Raw genomic sequence first — 16,829 nt, 5'->3', positions numbered from 1 at the left:
GAGCGCAGGATCATCCGGGGTCCTGGAACGGCGCTCCAAGACCCACATCGCAGCCTGAACATCGGGACTGACGGGGTGGGGTGCTCCGGTCCGTGAAGCATCGTTGATCGCGCGTCGTTGGCCAGACGAGACTGAGCTTGCTGCAGCTCGGAGGGTAGAGCAGACGAGGCACCAGGACGATCGCGCTTACGACAATGGGCCGCACCGGCGACAGCCTTCTTCCGCAGCTACTTCACGGCCAAGCTCCTGCTATGACCCCGACGCCTTCATGGAGCACTTCCTCCGGTCCCAAGTCGGCTACTACGACGCGGCTCTCGGCGGCAGCGTCGTCATGACCGACTGGACCACGAAGGAAACGCTTGCCCAGAGCATGAGCGGGTGGGGACCGGGCGCGTTGTCGTGACGGCCCACCGCACCCTGAAGACCGGGGACTTCGGGATCGCCCGCTTCGCCGACGCCGCCGCCTCCTCGCGGGCGGCCCGCTGGTGTCCTGCGCCGGTAGTCCGTCGTCAGATCTCGTAGGAGTTCTTCTCCTGGCGTACCGGTGCCCCGCCCCCGGCCTTGTTCAGGCGAGGGTCACCTCGACCGGCAGCTTCTTGATGCCGTTGACGAAGTTGGAGCGGACGCGCGGGACATCGCCGACGAGGCGGATGCCGGCGAGGCGCGGGATCAGCTCCTCGAACATGATGCGGATCTCGGTGCGGGCGAGCAGGTTGCCCAGGCAGAGGTGGGGGCTGCCCTTGCCGAAGGTCACATGGTCGTTGTCGGCGCGGGTGACATCGAAGTCGTACGGGTTGCCGAAGGCCGCCTCGTCGCGGTTGCCGGAGGCGTACCACATGACGACCTTGTCGCCCTCCTTGATCCGCTTGCCGCCGAGTTCGACGTCCCGGGTGGCGGTGCGGCGGAAGTGGTAGACGGGGGAGGCCCAGCGTAGGAACTCCTCCACCGCGACCGGAATCAGGGACGGGTCGTCCTTGAGGCGGGCCAGTTGGCCGGGGTGCTGGAGGAGGGCCAGCATGGAGTGGGTGATGGTGTGGCGGGTGGTCTCGTTGCCGGCCACGACCAGGAGCAGGAAGTAGTTGTCGAAGTCCTGCGGCGAGAGCGGCACGCCGTCCCTCGGGGTGGTGTTCACGAGCTTCGACACCAGGTCGGTGCCGTCGCCGCCGCGTCGCTGCCTGGCCAGCTCACGGCCGTACTCGAAGACCTCCAGCGAGGCGGGCGAGCGGAAGGGCAGGTGCCGGTACTGCTCGCTCTCCGCGCTGTCCAGCAGGACGTCGGCGTAGTCGGGGTCGGTGTTGCCGATGATGCGGTTGCCCCAGTCGATGAGCTGCTGGTTGTCCTCCTGCGGAACGTCGAGCAGGCGGGCGAGGACGTTGATGGGGAAGTCGGCGGAGACTTCCTTGACGAAGTCGAAGGTCCCCTTGGCCAGTGCCGCGTCCAGCGTGGTGGCGGTCAGGCCGCGCAGGAAGTCGGTGTAGCTGTTGATGACGCTCGCGCCGAACTGGCGCTGGAGCAGACTGCGCAGCGCGCGGTGGCGGACACCGTCCAGCTCCAGGATGGAGGCGCGGGTCTTGATCTGGTCGTCGTCGACTTCTTCGAGGTTGACGAACTTCGTGGAGGTGAAGGTCTCGGCGTCACGGTCGACGCGGGCGATGTCGGCGTGGCGGGTCACGGCCCAAAAGCCGGAGTTGGGGGCCTCTTCGGGCTGCCAGTGGACGGGGTCCTGGTGGCGCAGGGTGTGGAACATGCGCCATGGGGTGCTGCCGTCGGTGAAGTTGTCCAGGTCGGCGAGGTTGACGTCCGCCAGTGGCATCGGTTCGTTCACGGCGGCGCTCGGGGTCTCGGTCGTCATCGTATGGCTCCCAGTCGTCACAGGTGGCAGGCGTACTCGGTGAACTCCCAGTCGGTGACGTGCCGTTGGAAGCGTTCGATTTCGTTGCGCTTGTAGGAGAGGAAGGAGGCGGTGAAGTCCTTGCCGAGAACGTCGGTCAGTTCCGTGTCCGCTTCCAGGGCGTCCAGCGCGGCCGGCAGGCTCATGGGCAGCACGGCCGCCCTGGCGGTGTCGTAGCCGTACCCCTCCAGTGGGGCGGGCGGCTCCTCGCCGGTCAGAACCCCGAGCAGCGCGGCGGCGACCGCGCCCGCGATCAGCAGGTGCGGGTTGGCGCTGGCATCACCGAGGCGCAGTTCGAATCGGGCGCCGGAGCCGCGCTCGGGCGGGATGCGGACCATGGCGCTGCGGTTGTCCAGGCCCCAGTCGATCAGCCACGGCGCGAGGGTGTCCGGGCCGAAGCGCTTGTAGGAGTTCACGGTCGGGTTGGCCAGTGCGGCCAGGGCCGGGGCGTGGGCGAGGACGCCGGCGACGGCGTGGCGTGCGGTGGCGGACAGCCCGTACGGCCCGGCCGGATCGTCGAAGGTGTTACCGCCCTCATCGTTGTCGCAGGACAGATGGAGGTGGAAACCGGAGCCTCCGGCGTCGTTGAACGGCTTGGCCATGAAGGTGGCGAGTTTCCCCTCCTTCCGGGCCAGTTCCTTGATCGCGGACTTGAAGCGGAAGGCGCGGTCCGCGGCGGACAGGGCGTCGGAGTGGGTGAGGTTGATCTCGAACTGGCCGCCGTCGAACTCGTGGTTTCCGCTGGTCACGCCGATGTTCATGTCCCGCAACAGACGCAGCGTGCGGAGCAGGTGATTGTCGCCATCGGCGCGCAGACCGGCGGTGTAGACGACGCCGGTGGCCCCCGAGTAACGCTTCCAGCCGCTCGGGGAGGCCGGGTCCTCGTCGCAGAGGAAGTACTCGAGCTCGGGGCCGACCACCGGACGCAGGCCGTGTCCGGCACATCGGTCGAGGACGGTGCGCAGCAGATCGCGGGGTGACTCGGGCGCGGGCAGGCCGGTGGCCGGGTCGGTGACGTCGGCGAGGCAGGAGGCGACGCCGGGTTCCCAGGGGAGGGGGACCAGGGTGTCCAGGTCCGGTCGCACGGTGATGTCGGGCAGGCCGGCGTCGAGACCGCCGGAGACGGGGACCACGTCGCCCTGCGGGCTGGTGTGGTAGACGGCCCGGCAGAAGGCCAGGCCGTGGTCGCAGGCCGACGGCAGGTGGTCCAGCAGGATGTCGCGTGCACGGTCGGTGCCGATGAGATCGGGATAGATCACGCGCACCACGTCGATGCCCTCGGCGGCGAGCCGCTGCATGTGCTGACGGAGGCTGGGGGTTGGGTCTGCGCTCACCGATGTCTCCTCGGGCGCTCGGGTGTGGATGGCGAGGGAGTCGGGCCGATACGGGTGGGGCACACGGACTTGGCTTGTTTGATGCCAAACGGTATGAGGGCTTCAAGTGCCCCGCAAGAGGGGCAGGAGAAAAATTATCCGCATGGATAGGTATTGACCAGGGCTATGCGGCTTCCTATGTTGTTTGAAGCCAAATGAGTAGAGGCCCGGTCAGTTACCGGGCTCTTGGCCGGGGCCCGGCCGACGGTGATCCGACGGCGGTCGGGCCCCTCTTCCTCCCTTCCTCCCCGCCCCGACGCCCTCACTTTCAGGAGGACCGGCCATGAAGGTCGTCGTCGACATGAGCAAGTGCCAGGACCACGGCCAGTGCGTCTTCGCCGCCCCCGATGTCTTCTCCATGGACGACAGCGGCCACCTGGCCTACGTCCCCGACCCCGACGACTCGCTGCGCGACGAGGTCGAGGAAGCCGCCGACGTGTGTCCGCTCCAGGCCATCCGTATCGAGGCCCGACCATGACGTCGAGGAGTGCACGCATCGTCGTGGCCGGCGCCTCCATGGCCGGCCTGCGCGCGGCCGAGCAACTGCGGGCCGCCGGCTGGACCGGAGCCATCACGCTCGTCGGTGACGAGCCGCACATGCCCTACAACCGGCCGCCCCTGTCCAAGGAGGTCCTGGCCGGCAAGGCCGCCTTCGAGTCGCTCTCCTTCCGCCCCCGGGCGAGCGTGGCCGACGCGGAGTGGCGGCTGGGCACCAAGGTCGTCGCCGCGCGGCTCGCGGAGAACATCGTCGAGTTCGACGACGGCGAGGCGCTCTCGTACGACGGTCTGGTCGTCGCCACCGGAATGCGGCCCCGGCGCCTGCGCTGCCCCGGCCCGTTCGCGGGCCGGCACACGGTCCGCACCATCGACGACGCGCAGGGCCTGCGGCAGGCCCTGACCAGGCCAGGAACCCGCGTGGTCGTCGTCGGAGGCGGCTTCATCGGCTGCGAGGTCGCCGCCACCGCCATCGCTCTGGGCGCCCACGAGGTGACCGTCGTCGACCCGCTGCCATTGCCGATGGTCGGCCCCCTCGGTGAACTCCTCGCCAGGGCCCTGCTGAAGCGCCACGAAGAGCGCGGCGTGCGCTTCGCCCTCGGCACGGGCGTGACCGGCTTCACCGGCGACGACCACGTCACCGGCGTCGCCCTCGACGACGGCACCGTCCTTCCCGCTGACGTGGTGGTCGAGTCGGTCGGGTCGGTCGCCAACACCGAGTGGCTGGACGGCAACGGCCTCGACCTGAGCGACGGAGTGCTCACCGACGAGCACCTGCGCGTCGGCGGACGGCCCGACGTGGTGGCCGTCGGCGACGTCGCCCGCTTCCCCAACGCCCGCTACGACGGCGTACCGCGCCGTGTCGAGCACTGGTGCATCCCCACGGACACCGCCAAGCACGCCGCGAAGACCCTCGTCGCCCAGCTGACCGGCACCGGCCACGACCTGTCCCCGTTCGCGCCGCTGCCCACTTTCTGGAGCGACCAGCACGACTTCCGCCTGCAGTCCTTCGGCGCACCGGTACTCGGCAGGGAGGACGTACGGGTCCTGGACGGCGACCTCGACGGTGATGTCGTCGTCGGCTACCACGCCGGTGGCCGGCTGGCCGGTGTCGTCGCCCTCGGCGGTCAGGCCGCGGCGGCCGCCGCCTCCCGATACCGCGCCGAACTGCTCAAGCAGCCCGCCCTCACCGCCCAAGGACTTTGCTGATCATGAAAACCGTCCACGGATTCTTGTTCCCAAGACGGCGAGCGGGGCCTCATCGCTGATCCCTTCACCTCCCTGGCGGTACTCCGGGGACCTGCTCACCGTCGAGTACCGCACCGACCCGGCACGCGTGCGTGAACTGCTCCCCGGGTCGCTGGAGCTCGCCGACGAGGACCCGGGCGCGGTGGCGCTGATCTGGGCCGACTGGCAGTCCTGCTCGGCATCCCGTGAGGAACTGCTCGATCCCGTGCTCTCCCAGTACAAGGAGGCGTTCGCGGTCGTCCGCTGCCAGTACCGGGGACAGACCTACTCGCGATGCGTCTACATCTGGGGCGACAAGGACTTCGCCATCGCGCGCGGGCTGCACCAGGGCTACCCGAAGAAGCTCGGCTCGATCCACCAGACCCGCCCGCACCCGTACGGCCCCGCACCGCGCATCGAGGCGGGGGCCCGTTTCGGCGCCACGCTCGCCGCCGTCGGCCGGCGCCTGGCCCACAACCTTCTGGCCGCTGCGCGAGATCCGCGACCACGAGGCCAGCGACCCGGTGCACATCTTCACGCCCGAGGCCCGTGCGGCCGACGAGGAGCGCATCGCCTGGTTCAAGGAGGGCCGCCACGACAAGGTCCTCGACACCATGGACGAGTTCTGGAAGTACAAGCCGGAGGCGAAGTTCTTCCACTACCTGATGATGGCCGGCGCCCTCGGCGAACAGGCGTGCACCGCCAAGGCCCGACAGCACGGCGAGTACGAGAACTCGATCGGCACCGGCCAGGTGCACCTGTGGTTCGACCGCCCGGAGGGCGGCTGGACCGGCAGCCCGACCACGACCTCCCGGGAGACCGCCCATGCCTGAGTACCGCCGCATCCTCCTGGGCGGCGCCGCCGTCCAGGTCACCGCCGACGGCCGCCGCGTCAAGACCGAGGACGCCCAGCACCTGCCCCCGGTGGTGCCGTCCAAGGTCATCGCGGTCCACCTCGACCACCGCAGCCGTGTCGACGAGTTCGGGATCGACCTCCCTGACACTCCCACCTACTTCCACAAGCCGACCTCGGCCCTCAACTCCCACCAGGGCGACATCGTCCGCCCCACGACTACGGCCTCCACGACACCGACGCCGGCTCCATGCTCCGCGTCAAGGGCTCCGACACCCTTTGCCCGCTCGGCCCCGGCCTGGTCACCAACTGGGACTTCCACGGCAAGAGCCTGCGCACCTACGTCAATGGAAAGCTGGTCCAGGACGGTACGACCGACGAGATGGAGTGGGACATGCACTACCTCGTCGCCGACATCGCCCGCACCATCACCCTCTACCCCGGCGACGTCCTCCTGTCCGGCACCCCCGCCAACTCCCGCCCCCGTCCAGCCGGGCGACATCGTCGAGGTCGAGGGCCTCGGCCGGCTCACCAACCACATCGTCACCGGCCCCACCTCCATCCGCACCGACGTCGGCGCCCAGCCCACCGAATCGGAGGAGGTGCTGTCCACCGCGCCCGGCGGCGACTGGGAGTGCCGCGGCATCCGTCCCCCGCAGCGCTGACGCCCTGCGGCGGTCTGCCGGTCCCGAGGCACGGGTAGGGTCGCGCTCATGAGCGATTCCTCCCCGAAGCCCCCCGCCAGGCCGCGCAAGCGCGTGGACTACGGGACCGGCCGCGAGGCCCTGCTCAAGGCCGCTGTGCGCGTCGTGGCCCGAGGAGGGCTGCGGAAGCTCACCTATCGCTCCGTCGCGGAGGAGGCGGGTGTCACCCACGGGCTCGTGGTGCACCACTTCGGTTCGCGGGACGCGCTCATTGAGGCAGCCCTCGAACACGCGGTACGCACCAGCGCGAGTACGAGTTCTCTGGAACCCGGTACGGGCGACATCGCGGACTTCGCGGCGGGACTGGCGGACATGGTCACCCGCGAGCCGGCCATGCAGACATTCCAGTACGAGCTCATGCTCGAGTCCCGGCGCAGGCCCGAGCTGCTGCCGCAGATCCGCGCGCTGTACGACGAGTACTTCGAGGCCACGGAGAGGGAACTGTCCCGCAGCCTGCCCGAAGGCACCAGCCCTGCCCTGACCCGGCTCGTCTTCGCCGCTCTGGAGGGCCTCGTACTGCACCAGCTGGTCCTCGACGAGCCGGACGTCACCGAGGCCGCGCTGAAGGAACTGCGGTCGCTGCTGACGCGGCAGCGTGGAGGCGCAGAGTAGTCGTCCGTGTGGTAGTCCCTGCCATAACAGCAGGTCAGGACGAGTCCCCGTCGCCCGTCGACGGGGACTCGCCTGTTTCCGGCGGCGTAAAGAGTTGATTACGTGCGCGCGAAGTATCGACGGAATTATCCGACTGGATAATTCTCGCGGTGTAGGGCCCCTCGTCGCCCTCCCTCTTCCACTCCCCAGCTTCCCCTCCGCCTCGCGCCCGGTACGAGGAGTGTCACGACATGACCGTCACCACCGCCGGACCCGCCTCCGCCACCGAGGATCTGCTGCCCTTCCGTGACCCCGGCTTCCGTGCGGACCCGTACCCGTACTACGCGCGGCTGCGGCAGGAGCACCCTGTCCACAGGCATCCGGTCGGTCTGTACGTCGTCTCCCGCTACGAGGCGTCGCCCGGCTGGTCCGCAACCCCACCCTGAGCGTGCAGCAGCTCGACTTCGGCCCGGCCGCCCCGATCCACCACACCATGCCCGGCAACGACGCCCCCGACCACACGAGGCTGCGGCGGATCACCAACCGCTGGTTCACGCCCAAGGCGGTCGAGGAGTGGTCCAAGGTGATGCGTGCCGCCGTGGAGGCCGTGCTCGACGAGGTCGAGAAGGGCGACGGCACCCTGGGCGCGGCCGACGGCCCCTCTCTGAAGTGCGCCTTCGACACCACCTGTCCCATCTTCGGCATCGAGCCGACCGAGATGGACGCCATCCAGCGCAAGACCTACGAGATCGGGCTGAGCCTCGGCCCCGGCGGCAACGACGAGGAGGCCCGCGCCACCACGGAGGCGTTCGCCTGGTTCGCCGAGCACATCCGCCGACTGGTGGCCGACAGGCGCGGCCCCCCGGCGAGGGCCTGATCGACGCCTTCGTCGCCGCGCAGGACGAGGGCAGGACGACCGAGGAAGAAGTCGTCTACACCATCTTCCTGTTCTTCGCCGTGGGCCACCTCGACGTCAGGCACCTGATCAACCACGGCATCTGGCTGATGACGCGGCAACCCGAGCTGTTCGCCGCCTACCGGGACGAGCCGGAGGCACGGCCGGGCATCGTCGAACGCATCCACTTGCGCCATATCTGTCCACGCCACCGGGAACGAGCACCTGCGTTTTTCCTCATCGAGGGCAAGGGCCATGTCCGGCCATGTCCCCGCGCCACGAGTTCATCCGCTCCAGAAACTCGAACGCCTCGCCGGACGCGGATGGAACGGATGGACCAACAGGCACATGTCCATCGTCATCGCGGGAAACGAGCGCATTCGACGGTGGATGCCACCTTCGCCACCCGCGCAGAAGCCCGGATCAGGATCCCAGTACGGCGTTCAGGACTTCCAAAGCGCCCGGAACCCGGCCCGGTACTCGGTCGGGTCCTCGTACCCTTCGCCGGCCTTCGGCAGGTTGTCGTCCCGAGTGACGACCTGCCAGCCCAGACCGGACGGCGCCGGGGCAGCATGGGCGAAGACCCGGTTGAGTGCGTCGACCGCCGCATACGCCTGCCGGCCGAGTGAGGATCCGATGCACATCTGGACACCCTTGCCCTCGCGTACATAGCCCAGACTGTCCAGCGAACACTCACCGCCGGCCACCGACAGACCCGGTCGGTTCGCCGAAACCAGTGCGGCCTGGATACCGGCCGTCGCCATGAAGTCGACGTCCACCGCGACTGCGTCGACCTGCGGCAGCTTGGTCAGCGCCGATTCGAACTTCTGCCGGATCTGCGGAACGTCCTGTGGCGTGATGTCGACCGTGCCTGCCACGGTGCAACCGGAACACGTGGCCATCTCCTTCTCGAACCCCTCCGCGAGGTACTCGCCCAAGGCAACCCCGCGGAACGCCACGTGCAGGACCTTGGCCTTGCCCTGCGACTTGGCGATCAACCAGTCCGCGCGCAGTTTCCCCTGCTGGCGGAAGAACTCGGCGGTGGACGGCACGGACGAGACGAAGCTCGCACTGGCGTCGAACATCGCCTTCCCGCCCCCCTGCGTGGGATCGTCGCAGTCGAACGCCGTCAGGCCGACGATCTTGATTCCCGCCTGCTTCGCCTCGCCCAGAGCAGCCTTCACCGGAGCGCAGTCGACCGACTCCAGGACGATGCCGTCGGCCTTGGCGGCGACTGCCTGCCGCACACAACCGGCCCAGGCGCCGTTGGCGTTGTTGCGTCCGTCGCAGACGGACGTCTTCCAACCCAGTTCCTTTCCCGCCTCCCGCGCCTGCCTGGTGAGCGAGGAAAGGTTGGGCACCTGCTCGAACGCCGAGATGACCCACACCTTCTTTCCCGCTGCTGCGGGCGGTCCGGTCGTGGGAACGGGGCCCCCGATCCCCTTGACGGCCGATTCGACGGCGGCCGTGGCGGCCGCGACCGCCGCCGCCGAATTCTGGTTGGGCTTGCCGGAGGACGGCCCAGTGGCCGCGCTCGTATCTGATGAGCAGCCTGTGAGGGCCAGCATCCCTGCCAAGGCGCCTGCCGCAGCGGTGCGGGGGATGGACATCGAGTAGCGTTTCATGGCCGATCGTCCTTGTCCGGGGTCGATGGGTCTCGTTGCCGGACCGGGGGCGCCCCAAGGTCGCCTGAGAATGGATGTGCTGGTCCAGCCCGCGCCCCAGCGCCTCGAGCCGGGGCTGGTGCGTTTCGACAGTGTGGGGCGGTCCCCTGCCGAGTGGTTGACCGGGAAGGCGAACCCGTTGACCGTGGCGGAACTCCCGATCCGCGACCGCGCACCCGCGACGGCCTGTGCCGTGACAGTCAAGAACCTTGCCTTGTCGGTCAATGCGACCGGTGGGCTGGTCGTCAGACTCTGACGCCACACGACACATGGGAGGTGTTTGACCGATGAACCCCTTCGACTCAGCAGTGAGTCTGGCTCAGGCCGTCCGGTCCAAGCAGGTCAGCCCGGTGGAGATCGCGCAGGAGTACCTGCGTCGGACGGACCGGTACGACCCTCGGGTCAATGCGTTCGTCTGGCGCAACGACGACGAGGTGCTCCAGGCGGCGAAGGAAGCCGAAGCAGCCGTCATGTCGGACGGGGAGCTGCCCGCCTTCCACGGGATACCGATTCCCGTGAAAGACCTCAACTCCGTTGCCGGACAGCCGAACACCTTCGGCTCCGCGGGTATCTCCGACGTCCCGCGCACAGAAACCGATCTGAGCATCGGCCGCTTGCAGCAGGCCGGCTTCCTGCTGATGGGACGGACCAACACCCCTGAGATGGGGCCGATGTCGGTCACCGAGAACCAGCGCTACGGTATGACCCGCAACCCCTGGGACCTCCGGCTGAGCCCGGGAGGGTCGAGCGGGGGCGCCGCCGCCGCGGTCGCCGCGGGGTTGGCGCCGGTGGCACAGGCGTCGGACGGCGGTGGATCGATCCGGATGCCGTCGTCGTCGTGCGGACTGGTCGGGCTGAAGCCGAGCCGCGGACGCGTCCCGATGCGTGTCCCCGCCTGGGAGCATTCGGCGACCGACGGTGCGATCACCCGCCATGTCGAGGACGCCGCCGCACTGCTTGATGTGATGTCGGTGCCCGACCTGCTCGGCTGGTACCACGCACCCGCGCCGGAGCGCCCCTTCGCTGAGGAAGTCGGCCGGGACAGCGGACGGCTGCGCATCGGCCTGCTGCTCTCGGCACCCACCGGGGTGCCCGTGGACGATGAGTGCGTCACCGCGGCCACCTCGCTCGCCCACGCCCTGGAGGGCCTCGGCCACGACGTGTCGCCGGTCGAGCCCCGGTTCTTCTCTCTGGAGGCAACACAGGCGTTCCTCGACCTGGTCATCCCGGCCGCACTCCATCTGACGCCGTACGACGACCCGGAGTTGGCCGAGCCGTACCTGCGGGCACTGCGCGCGCAGGCTCTGTCCCGCAACTGTGCCGAGTACGCCCAGGGCGTCGCGCGACTGCATCTGGAGTCCCGCCAGATCAACGCGCAGTGGGGACACGACTTCGACGTCCTGCTCACCCCCACCATGGCCTGCACGCCGCCGCCGGTGGGCACCGTCGTCCAGGAGAAGAACGCCGACCCCACCGGCTTCCGGATGACGGAGACCCAGATGATCTCCTTCACCTTCTTCGCCAACCTGACCGGGCTGCCTGCGATCAGCCTGCCCGTGCACCGGACCGCCACGGGCGTCCCGGTCGGCGCCCAACTGGTCGGCGCCCCCTTCGACGAAGCGTGCCTGATCCGCCTGGCCAGTGCTGTCGAGTCGGTCTTCGGATGGACCACGACGCTTCCCGACGCGTTCCGTTGAGCCGGCCGGGGGTTGCGACCATGGATGAACCAGCCATCGAACTGTCCGGCATCAGCAAGTCGTTCACCGGCGTGCCCGTGCTCAGAGACGTCTCGTTCCGAGTCCGTGCGGGATCCCTCCACGCCCTGCTGGGTGGCAACGGCTCCGGCAAGTCCACCACCTTGAAGATCCTCGCGGGGATCCACCGCGCCGAGCACGGGGGCACCATCCGAGTGCACGGCACACGCCATGACACCAGGGACTACTCTCCCGCGGCGGCACGCGCAGCCGGTCTACGATTCGTGCACCAGGAACTGGGACTGGTTCCCGACCTCTCCGTCAGCGAGAACTTCGCCCTCGACGGGGGGTTCCCCCGGCGGTACGGCCCCGCCATCGGATGGCGGGCGCTGCATCGCAGCACCCAGGAGCAGCTCGATCGCGCCCAGGTCCGGGTCGACGCCCGCACACCGGTGCGGGAGCTCCGGCCCAGCGACCGGACCCTGGTGGCGATCGCGAGGGCCCTGCGCGACAGCGATCGCGGCCGTCTCATCACCCTCGTGCTCGACGAACCCACCGCGAGCCTGCCGCAGCACGAGGTCGATGTGCTGCTGCGGGCGTTGCGCGAGTGCCGGGACCGAGGCCAGACGATCATCTACGTGAGCCACCGGCTTGGCGAGGTGCTCGAGATCGCCGACCAGATCAGCGTGCTCCGCGACGGCGCGGTGATCGTCGACATCCCCGCGTCCCGGGCAAGCCAGGCGAGCTTGATCGAGGCGATGACCGGTGTGCCCGTCGCACCTCCGGCGCGACGGGAAGCTGACGGGGCCGGCCTTGCCGGTCCGGCTCTCTTGCAGGTCCAGGGGCTCACGGCGGGCCCGCTGAGATGCGCAGACCTCGAACTGGCGGCAGGGGAGGTGGTCGGTCTCGCCGGTCGGGTCGGCTCGGGACGCACCTCGCTGCTGCGGGCGTTGTTCGGGGACCTGCCGGTGCGTGCCGGCACTGTCAGACTCGACGGGCAGGGGGTCACCATCCGTAACCCCGCTGAAGCGGTCGCACTGGGCATCGCTCTGGTGCCCGAGGACCGCGCCGGTGACGCCGCGTTCCCGGACCGTCCGCTGTGGGAGAACGTCTCCGCAGCCAGCCTTGGGGACTACTGGTCCGGCTGGCGGATGGACCGCAGGCGGGAGCGGAGCGACGCGCTCGCGCTGCTGGCCCGCTACGACGTACGCGCCGCGTCGGCCGACGCACCGTTCGCCTCGGTCTCGGGCGGCAACCAGCAGAAGGCGGTGCTCGCCCGCTGGTTCCACCGCACGCCCCGGCTGCTGCTGCTCGACGAGCCCACACAGGGGGTCGATGCCGCGGCCCGGGCCGATATCCACCGGTTCGTGCGCGCCCAGGTCACAGGCGGCAGCGCCGCGCTCGTGGCGAGTTCGGACACCGAGGAACTCGCCGAGCTGTGCGACCGCGTCGTCGTCCTGAACGAGGGGCGAACCTCGGCGGTGCTGTCCGGACCAGAACTCACTGAAGCTCGCATTTCCCAGTTGGCACAAGAGGATCGGAGTGACCTCGATGTCCTTGAACAGTAGGTCGTCCGTCGGCGTCGAGCCGCCTGTACAAGTCCGCGACCCCCAGGAGACCCAGCGGGTGGGACGGGCGGGCTCACGGCGGCACACCGCCCAGCGCTATGCCTTGGTCATGGTGCTGGTCTTCATGATCATCACGTTTGCCGTGCTGCCTGAGTCGGGAGCGGCCTTCCGCAGTCCGGAGAACCTCCGGGCCATGCTGGCGAACCAGGCCGTCGGGCTGACCGTGGCGATCGCGCTGCTGTTCCCGATGGCCGCCGGGTATTTCGACTTCTCCGTCGGCGCCGTGACCGCGACCTGTTCGGTCGTCGCGGCAGCGTTGCTGTCCCAGGTCGGCCTTCCGCTGCCGCTGGCCGTACTGGTGGCGATCATGTCCGGCGCCGCGGCGGGTCTGATTCTCGGTGTCCTCATCGCCGTGCTGGACATGAACGCGTTCATCGCCACACTCGGGACCGCCACCCTGCTCGGCGGTCTGATCTTCGCCTACACCGGAGGGCTGCAGATCACGTCCGGGATACCCTCCTCACTCACGGATCTCGGATCGCTGCCGGTGCTCGGGGTTCCCCGGATCGCCGTGCTGGCGGCGTTGATCGCTGCGGCTTCCTGGTTCGTGATGGGCCATACCCCCTTCGGCAGACAGCTCTTCGCCATCGGTTCCAACGCGCGGGCCGCCGCTCTCGTCGGTGTGCGAGTGACCCGGGTGCGCCTGCTGTCATTCGTCGTGTCCGGCACCGTGGCCGGGATCGCCGGCGTGCTGCTGCTCGCCCGCCAGGGCGCGGCGACCTCCGACAACGGCATGACCATGCTCTTCCCGGCGCTCACCGCCGTGCTGCTGAGCACCATCACGCTGGAACTCGGGCGCCCGTCGGTGGCCGGAACGGTCGTCGCCATCTTCGTGGTGGCGGTGAGCGTCAGTGGCCTCACTCTTCTCGGGGCACCCGCATGGGTGGGACCAGTGTTCGACGGGGCAGCGCTGCTGGCCGCCGTGGCCTTTACGCGCCTGGCCGCGGGACGTAGCAGCCGGAGCTGAGGTCCACTATCCTCCCGGGCCCAGGAGGCTGATGAGCGATGAGCCAGACGGTGCAGGAGCGTATCCTCCACGGGTCCACGCAGGACGCACTCCGCCGGGGCGATTGGGAACCCACGACCATCCTCCGGTCCCGGAGCGTGGTCCGCGGTCCCGACACCTTCGCGCTGGGCACGCTGACATGCAGCATGTTCTCCTGCGACGACCGGGCCGAGGCGGAGTCCTACCGCTTGTCGCAGTCGGCGGGCATCGCGCTCGGCCTGGCGTTGGAAGGGGAACTGACCGTCACGCAGGCAGGGAGGTCGGTCACCCTCCATCCAGGACAGTTCACCTTCTACGCGGGCGCCCAGCCGTTCGCCGTCCGTGCTCCCGCCGCGCACGAGTATCTCGTCGTCACCATCCCGCTGTTCACCATCGGCCTGCGACTCGTCGATCTGTCGGGAATGCTCGCCGCCGGCATCCCCGGCCTGCTCACCAGCTCCAGTCTCCTCTCGGACACGCTCACGACCTTGGCGACCCGGCAGTCCGAGTTGTCGCCCCGGGCCCGGCAGCAGTGCGGCAACGCTGTGGTGGCACTGATCCAGGGAGTGATCTCGGACCACCAGGTCGACGAGGAGCCGACGCGGATGCTCAGCCTGTTCAATCTGCTGGCACAGTCCGTGGAGCAGCACTTGACCGACGAGATCCTGGACGCCGAGCGCCTGGCAGCCATTCACCACCTCTCGGCACGGTACGTACGCCAGATCTTCGCCGCGCGTCAGTCCACGGTCTCCCGGTACGTGCGTGAGCGCCGACTCGAGCATGCACGCGCCGACCTCGTGCATCCGGCCCTGGCCACGCACAGCGTCGCGGCCATCGGCCGCCACTGGGGGTTCCACGACGCCTCCGTGTTCTCCCGGGCGTTCAAGGCCCAGTACGGTCAGCCCCCACAGACGTACCGGCGGATGAACTCCAGGCTCTGACCTCTCCTGCGACCCGGCACTTGCCCTGCGAAGACTGCCCGTGATCCGCCCCGTCCGCGCTGGTCTCGCAGGTAGGGCCATGGGCATGACCGATTCCGCGGACGCCTCCCAAAGGTGCCAACTGCGCAAGCGCCTGCACTACGACGAGGGGCGCGAGGCCCTCGCAGAAGAGGCCGGGGTCACCACCCACGGGCTCGTCGTGCACCATTTCGGGTCGCGCGACGCGCTGATCGACGAGGCCTTGCCCATACGATCCGCACGTCGCTGAGCACCAGCGCGCTCGAGCCAAGCGGGTGTTCCCGTACGAGCCGCTGCTCGAATCCCGCCGCCGCCCGAGCTCTGACACCGGGCCCGACGGGCCAGCAGCCTCTGGGCCTTGAGCTCGATCGGGCCGACGGCGGGTTCGATCGCGAGGGCGAGGAAGAGCGCGAGCCCTTGGCGGCGTGTCGGTTGCAGATGCGTGCGGGGCGGCCCGACCGGTCTCGTCCGTGCTTGCCACCGGGCGAGTCTCGCCGACGCCCTATGGGGGCCGGACGCCGCCCCTGGCTCTGGCGGCCGGAAAGCTGCCTTGATCCTGTGGGGAACCTGAGAATTTGTGTGATCTCGGAGCAACTGGGCAGGCGCCGCCGTCATGAGCATCCCCCATCCGAGCACGGCAGACGAGGACACGGAGCAGAGCCCCGGCGTGCAGGCGGCGCCGCCACCGCTCGCGTCGTCGGCGGAACGGCGAAGAGGCGGTGGGCGGGGCTTCTCGTCGGCGCTGCGTGGTGGGCGGGTGGCGGGGCTGGACGGATTGCGGACGGTCGCGGTGGCGTTGGTGATCGTCTATCACGTGGAGCCGGACTGGGTGCCTGGCGGCTCGGTGGCGGTGGACGTCTTCTTCACGATCAGCGGTTTCGTCATCACCCGGCTGCTGGTAGCCGAGTTCGCCCGTACCGGCCGCATCGGCCTGGGGCCGTTCTACCGGCGGCGTTGGCTGAGGCTGGGGCCGGCCGTGCTGGTGATGTGCGCGGTCACCGCCTTGCTGTCCGTGGCGCTTCCGCTACCGCTGTTCGACGGGGCGTGGATGGCGGCGGCGCTGGCCGCGGTCTCGGTGGTCAATCTCGTACGGGCCGGGGAGTCCGGGCCGTACTCCGACCTCACCGCGCCACTGAGCCACACCTGGTCCCTGGGGGTGGAGGAGCAGTTCTATCTGGCCTGGCCGCTCCTGCTGCTGGTGCTGCTACGGCACACGACGGCGCGGACGGTCCTGGTCTGGGTCGCGGCGCTGTGCATCCTGCCGGTCCTCTGGCGGCTGGCGCTCTGGGATCCGACGGCGGCGCACCGCATCTACAACGGCCCCGACACCCGCGCCGACCAGCTCCTCATCGGGGCTCTGCTGGCAGTCGTACTGGCCCGGCTGCGCGCCGACGACCCCCGGCTGGCGCTGCTGCGCCGATGGGCGGCACGGCTGTGCTGGCCCGCGCTCGCACTGCTGGGGCTGATCGCCTGGCAGATCCCGATCACCGAACCCAGCGGGTGGAACCCCGTGTGGTACACGGTCGGACTGCTGGCCGCCGCCGTTCTGTCGGCCGTCGTCGTGGCCACGCTGGATCTGTGCCCGCAGGCGTGGCCCTCCCGTCTGCTGTCGATGCCCGCCCTGGCGTGGGTCGGACGCAACCTCAGCTACGGGATGTACCTGTGGCACTACCCCGTCATCCGGCTGCTCTCCGACCTCGGTGTGGACGGCGACCGGCTGCTCCCCGCCGGCGTCGCGGCGACGATCGTGGCTGCCCTCGCCTCGTACGTCCTCATCGAGCGGCCCTTGGTGCGGCGCGACCGGCTCCGCGTACGGAGGTTGGAGCCGGTCGTCGCTTCGGCGCGTTGATCAGCCCTGTGCCCCTGTGCC

The 16,829-nt window shown here is 69.4% G+C and carries 15 protein-coding genes and 4 pseudogenes; 16 read left to right on the top strand and 3 right to left on the bottom strand.

Going from position 1 to position 16,829, the window contains the following annotated elements; genetic code table 11:
• Positions 1–268: 268 nt before the first annotated feature.
• Positions 269–403 (top strand): hypothetical protein, encoded by a 135-nt coding sequence (locus QQY66_RS03175; protein ID WP_301977477.1) that lies wholly within the window; start codon positions 269–271, stop codon positions 401–403.
• A 162-nt stretch (positions 404–565) separates the two neighbouring features.
• Here QQY66_RS03175 and QQY66_RS03170 read toward each other — a convergent pair whose 3' ends face one another.
• Positions 566–1,852, bottom strand: a complete 1,287-nt coding sequence (locus QQY66_RS03170) for a cytochrome P450 (protein WP_301977476.1) — start codon at positions 1,850–1,852, stop codon at positions 566–568.
• A 17-nt stretch (positions 1,853–1,869) separates the two neighbouring features.
• Positions 1,870–3,225: a glutamine synthetase family protein gene (locus QQY66_RS03165; protein ID WP_301977475.1), complete on the bottom strand. Its 1,356-nt coding sequence runs from the start codon at positions 3,223–3,225 to the stop codon at positions 1,870–1,872.
• 322 nt (positions 3,226–3,547) lie between these two features.
• On the opposite strand from QQY66_RS03165, the gene QQY66_RS03160 reads away from it, so the two are divergent.
• From QQY66_RS03160 to QQY66_RS03125, 8 genes and pseudogenes are all read left to right on the top strand, one after another.
• Positions 3,548–3,742 (top strand): ferredoxin, encoded by a 195-nt coding sequence (locus tag QQY66_RS03160; RefSeq protein ID WP_301977474.1) that lies wholly within the window; start codon positions 3,548–3,550, stop codon positions 3,740–3,742.
• On the top strand, positions 3,739–4,968 hold the full coding sequence (locus QQY66_RS03155) for an NAD(P)/FAD-dependent oxidoreductase (protein WP_301977473.1): 1,230 nt from the start codon (positions 3,739–3,741) through the stop codon (positions 4,966–4,968). Before QQY66_RS03160 ends, QQY66_RS03155 begins: the two co-directional genes overlap by 4 nt.
• Before the next feature lie 2 nt (positions 4,969–4,970).
• Positions 4,971–5,458: pseudogene (locus QQY66_RS03150) on the top strand (acetoacetate decarboxylase family protein); the annotation flags it as partial.
• 4 nt (positions 5,459–5,462) lie between these two features.
• Positions 5,463–5,819: pseudogene (locus tag QQY66_RS03145) on the top strand (catechol 1,2-dioxygenase); the annotation flags it as partial.
• Positions 5,812–6,504 (top strand): annotated as a pseudogene (locus QQY66_RS03140) (fumarylacetoacetate hydrolase family protein). The pseudogenes QQY66_RS03145 and QQY66_RS03140, both read left to right, overlap by 8 nt.
• A 48-nt stretch (positions 6,505–6,552) precedes the next feature.
• Positions 6,553–7,155, top strand: coding sequence for a TetR/AcrR family transcriptional regulator (locus QQY66_RS03135; protein WP_301977471.1), 603 nt, complete (start codon positions 6,553–6,555; stop codon positions 7,153–7,155).
• 230 nt (positions 7,156–7,385) lie between these two features.
• Positions 7,386–7,580, top strand: coding sequence for a hypothetical protein (locus tag QQY66_RS03130; RefSeq protein WP_301977470.1), 195 nt, complete (start codon positions 7,386–7,388; stop codon positions 7,578–7,580).
• Between the two features lie 2 nt (positions 7,581–7,582).
• Complete coding sequence (locus QQY66_RS03125; RefSeq protein ID WP_301977469.1) at positions 7,583–8,011, top strand: hypothetical protein; 429 nt, start codon at positions 7,583–7,585, stop codon at positions 8,009–8,011.
• 461 nt (positions 8,012–8,472) lie between these two features.
• Here the strand turns inward: QQY66_RS03125 and QQY66_RS03120 are convergent, their stop codons facing one another.
• The gene (locus QQY66_RS03120; protein WP_301977468.1) at positions 8,473–9,654 is read right to left on the bottom strand and encodes a substrate-binding domain-containing protein; all 1,182 of its coding nucleotides are present in this window, start codon (positions 9,652–9,654) and stop codon (positions 8,473–8,475) included.
• Between the two features lie 70 nt (positions 9,655–9,724).
• On the opposite strand from QQY66_RS03120, the gene QQY66_RS03115 reads away from it, so the two are divergent.
• The 7 genes and pseudogenes from QQY66_RS03115 (at position 9,725) to QQY66_RS03085 (ending at position 16,808) form a co-directional block, all read left to right on the top strand.
• Positions 9,725–9,949, top strand: coding sequence for a hypothetical protein (locus tag QQY66_RS03115; RefSeq protein ID WP_301977467.1), 225 nt, complete (start codon positions 9,725–9,727; stop codon positions 9,947–9,949).
• A 31-nt stretch (positions 9,950–9,980) separates the two neighbouring features.
• Positions 9,981–11,390, top strand: coding sequence for an amidase (locus QQY66_RS03110; protein ID WP_301977466.1), 1,410 nt, complete (start codon positions 9,981–9,983; stop codon positions 11,388–11,390).
• 20 nt (positions 11,391–11,410) lie between these two features.
• A complete protein-coding gene (locus tag QQY66_RS03105) occupies positions 11,411–12,955 on the top strand; it encodes a sugar ABC transporter ATP-binding protein (RefSeq protein ID WP_301977465.1) in 1,545 nt (514 codons plus the stop codon).
• Positions 12,939–13,982: an ABC transporter permease gene (locus QQY66_RS03100; RefSeq protein WP_301977464.1), complete on the top strand. Its 1,044-nt coding sequence runs from the start codon at positions 12,939–12,941 to the stop codon at positions 13,980–13,982. Before QQY66_RS03105 ends, QQY66_RS03100 begins: the two co-directional genes overlap by 17 nt.
• 38 nt (positions 13,983–14,020) lie before the next feature.
• Positions 14,021–14,941 carry a helix-turn-helix domain-containing protein gene (locus QQY66_RS03095; RefSeq protein ID WP_301977462.1) on the top strand — a complete coding sequence of 307 codons (921 nt, stop codon included), beginning with the start codon at positions 14,021–14,023 and terminating at the stop codon, positions 14,939–14,941.
• A gap of 85 nt (positions 14,942–15,026) precedes the next feature.
• Positions 15,027–15,276: pseudogene (locus QQY66_RS03090) on the top strand (TetR/AcrR family transcriptional regulator); the annotation flags it as partial.
• A 296-nt stretch (positions 15,277–15,572) separates the two neighbouring features.
• Positions 15,573–16,808 (top strand): acyltransferase, encoded by a 1,236-nt coding sequence (locus QQY66_RS03085; RefSeq protein WP_301977461.1) that lies wholly within the window; start codon positions 15,573–15,575, stop codon positions 16,806–16,808.
• Positions 16,809–16,829: the final 21 nt, after the last annotated feature.

The organism is Streptomyces sp. DG2A-72 (assembly GCF_030499575.1).
In the GTDB taxonomy this organism is placed as follows: domain Bacteria; phylum Actinomycetota; class Actinomycetes; order Streptomycetales; family Streptomycetaceae; genus Streptomyces.
This window is presented reverse-complemented; position numbering and strand designations above follow the sequence as displayed.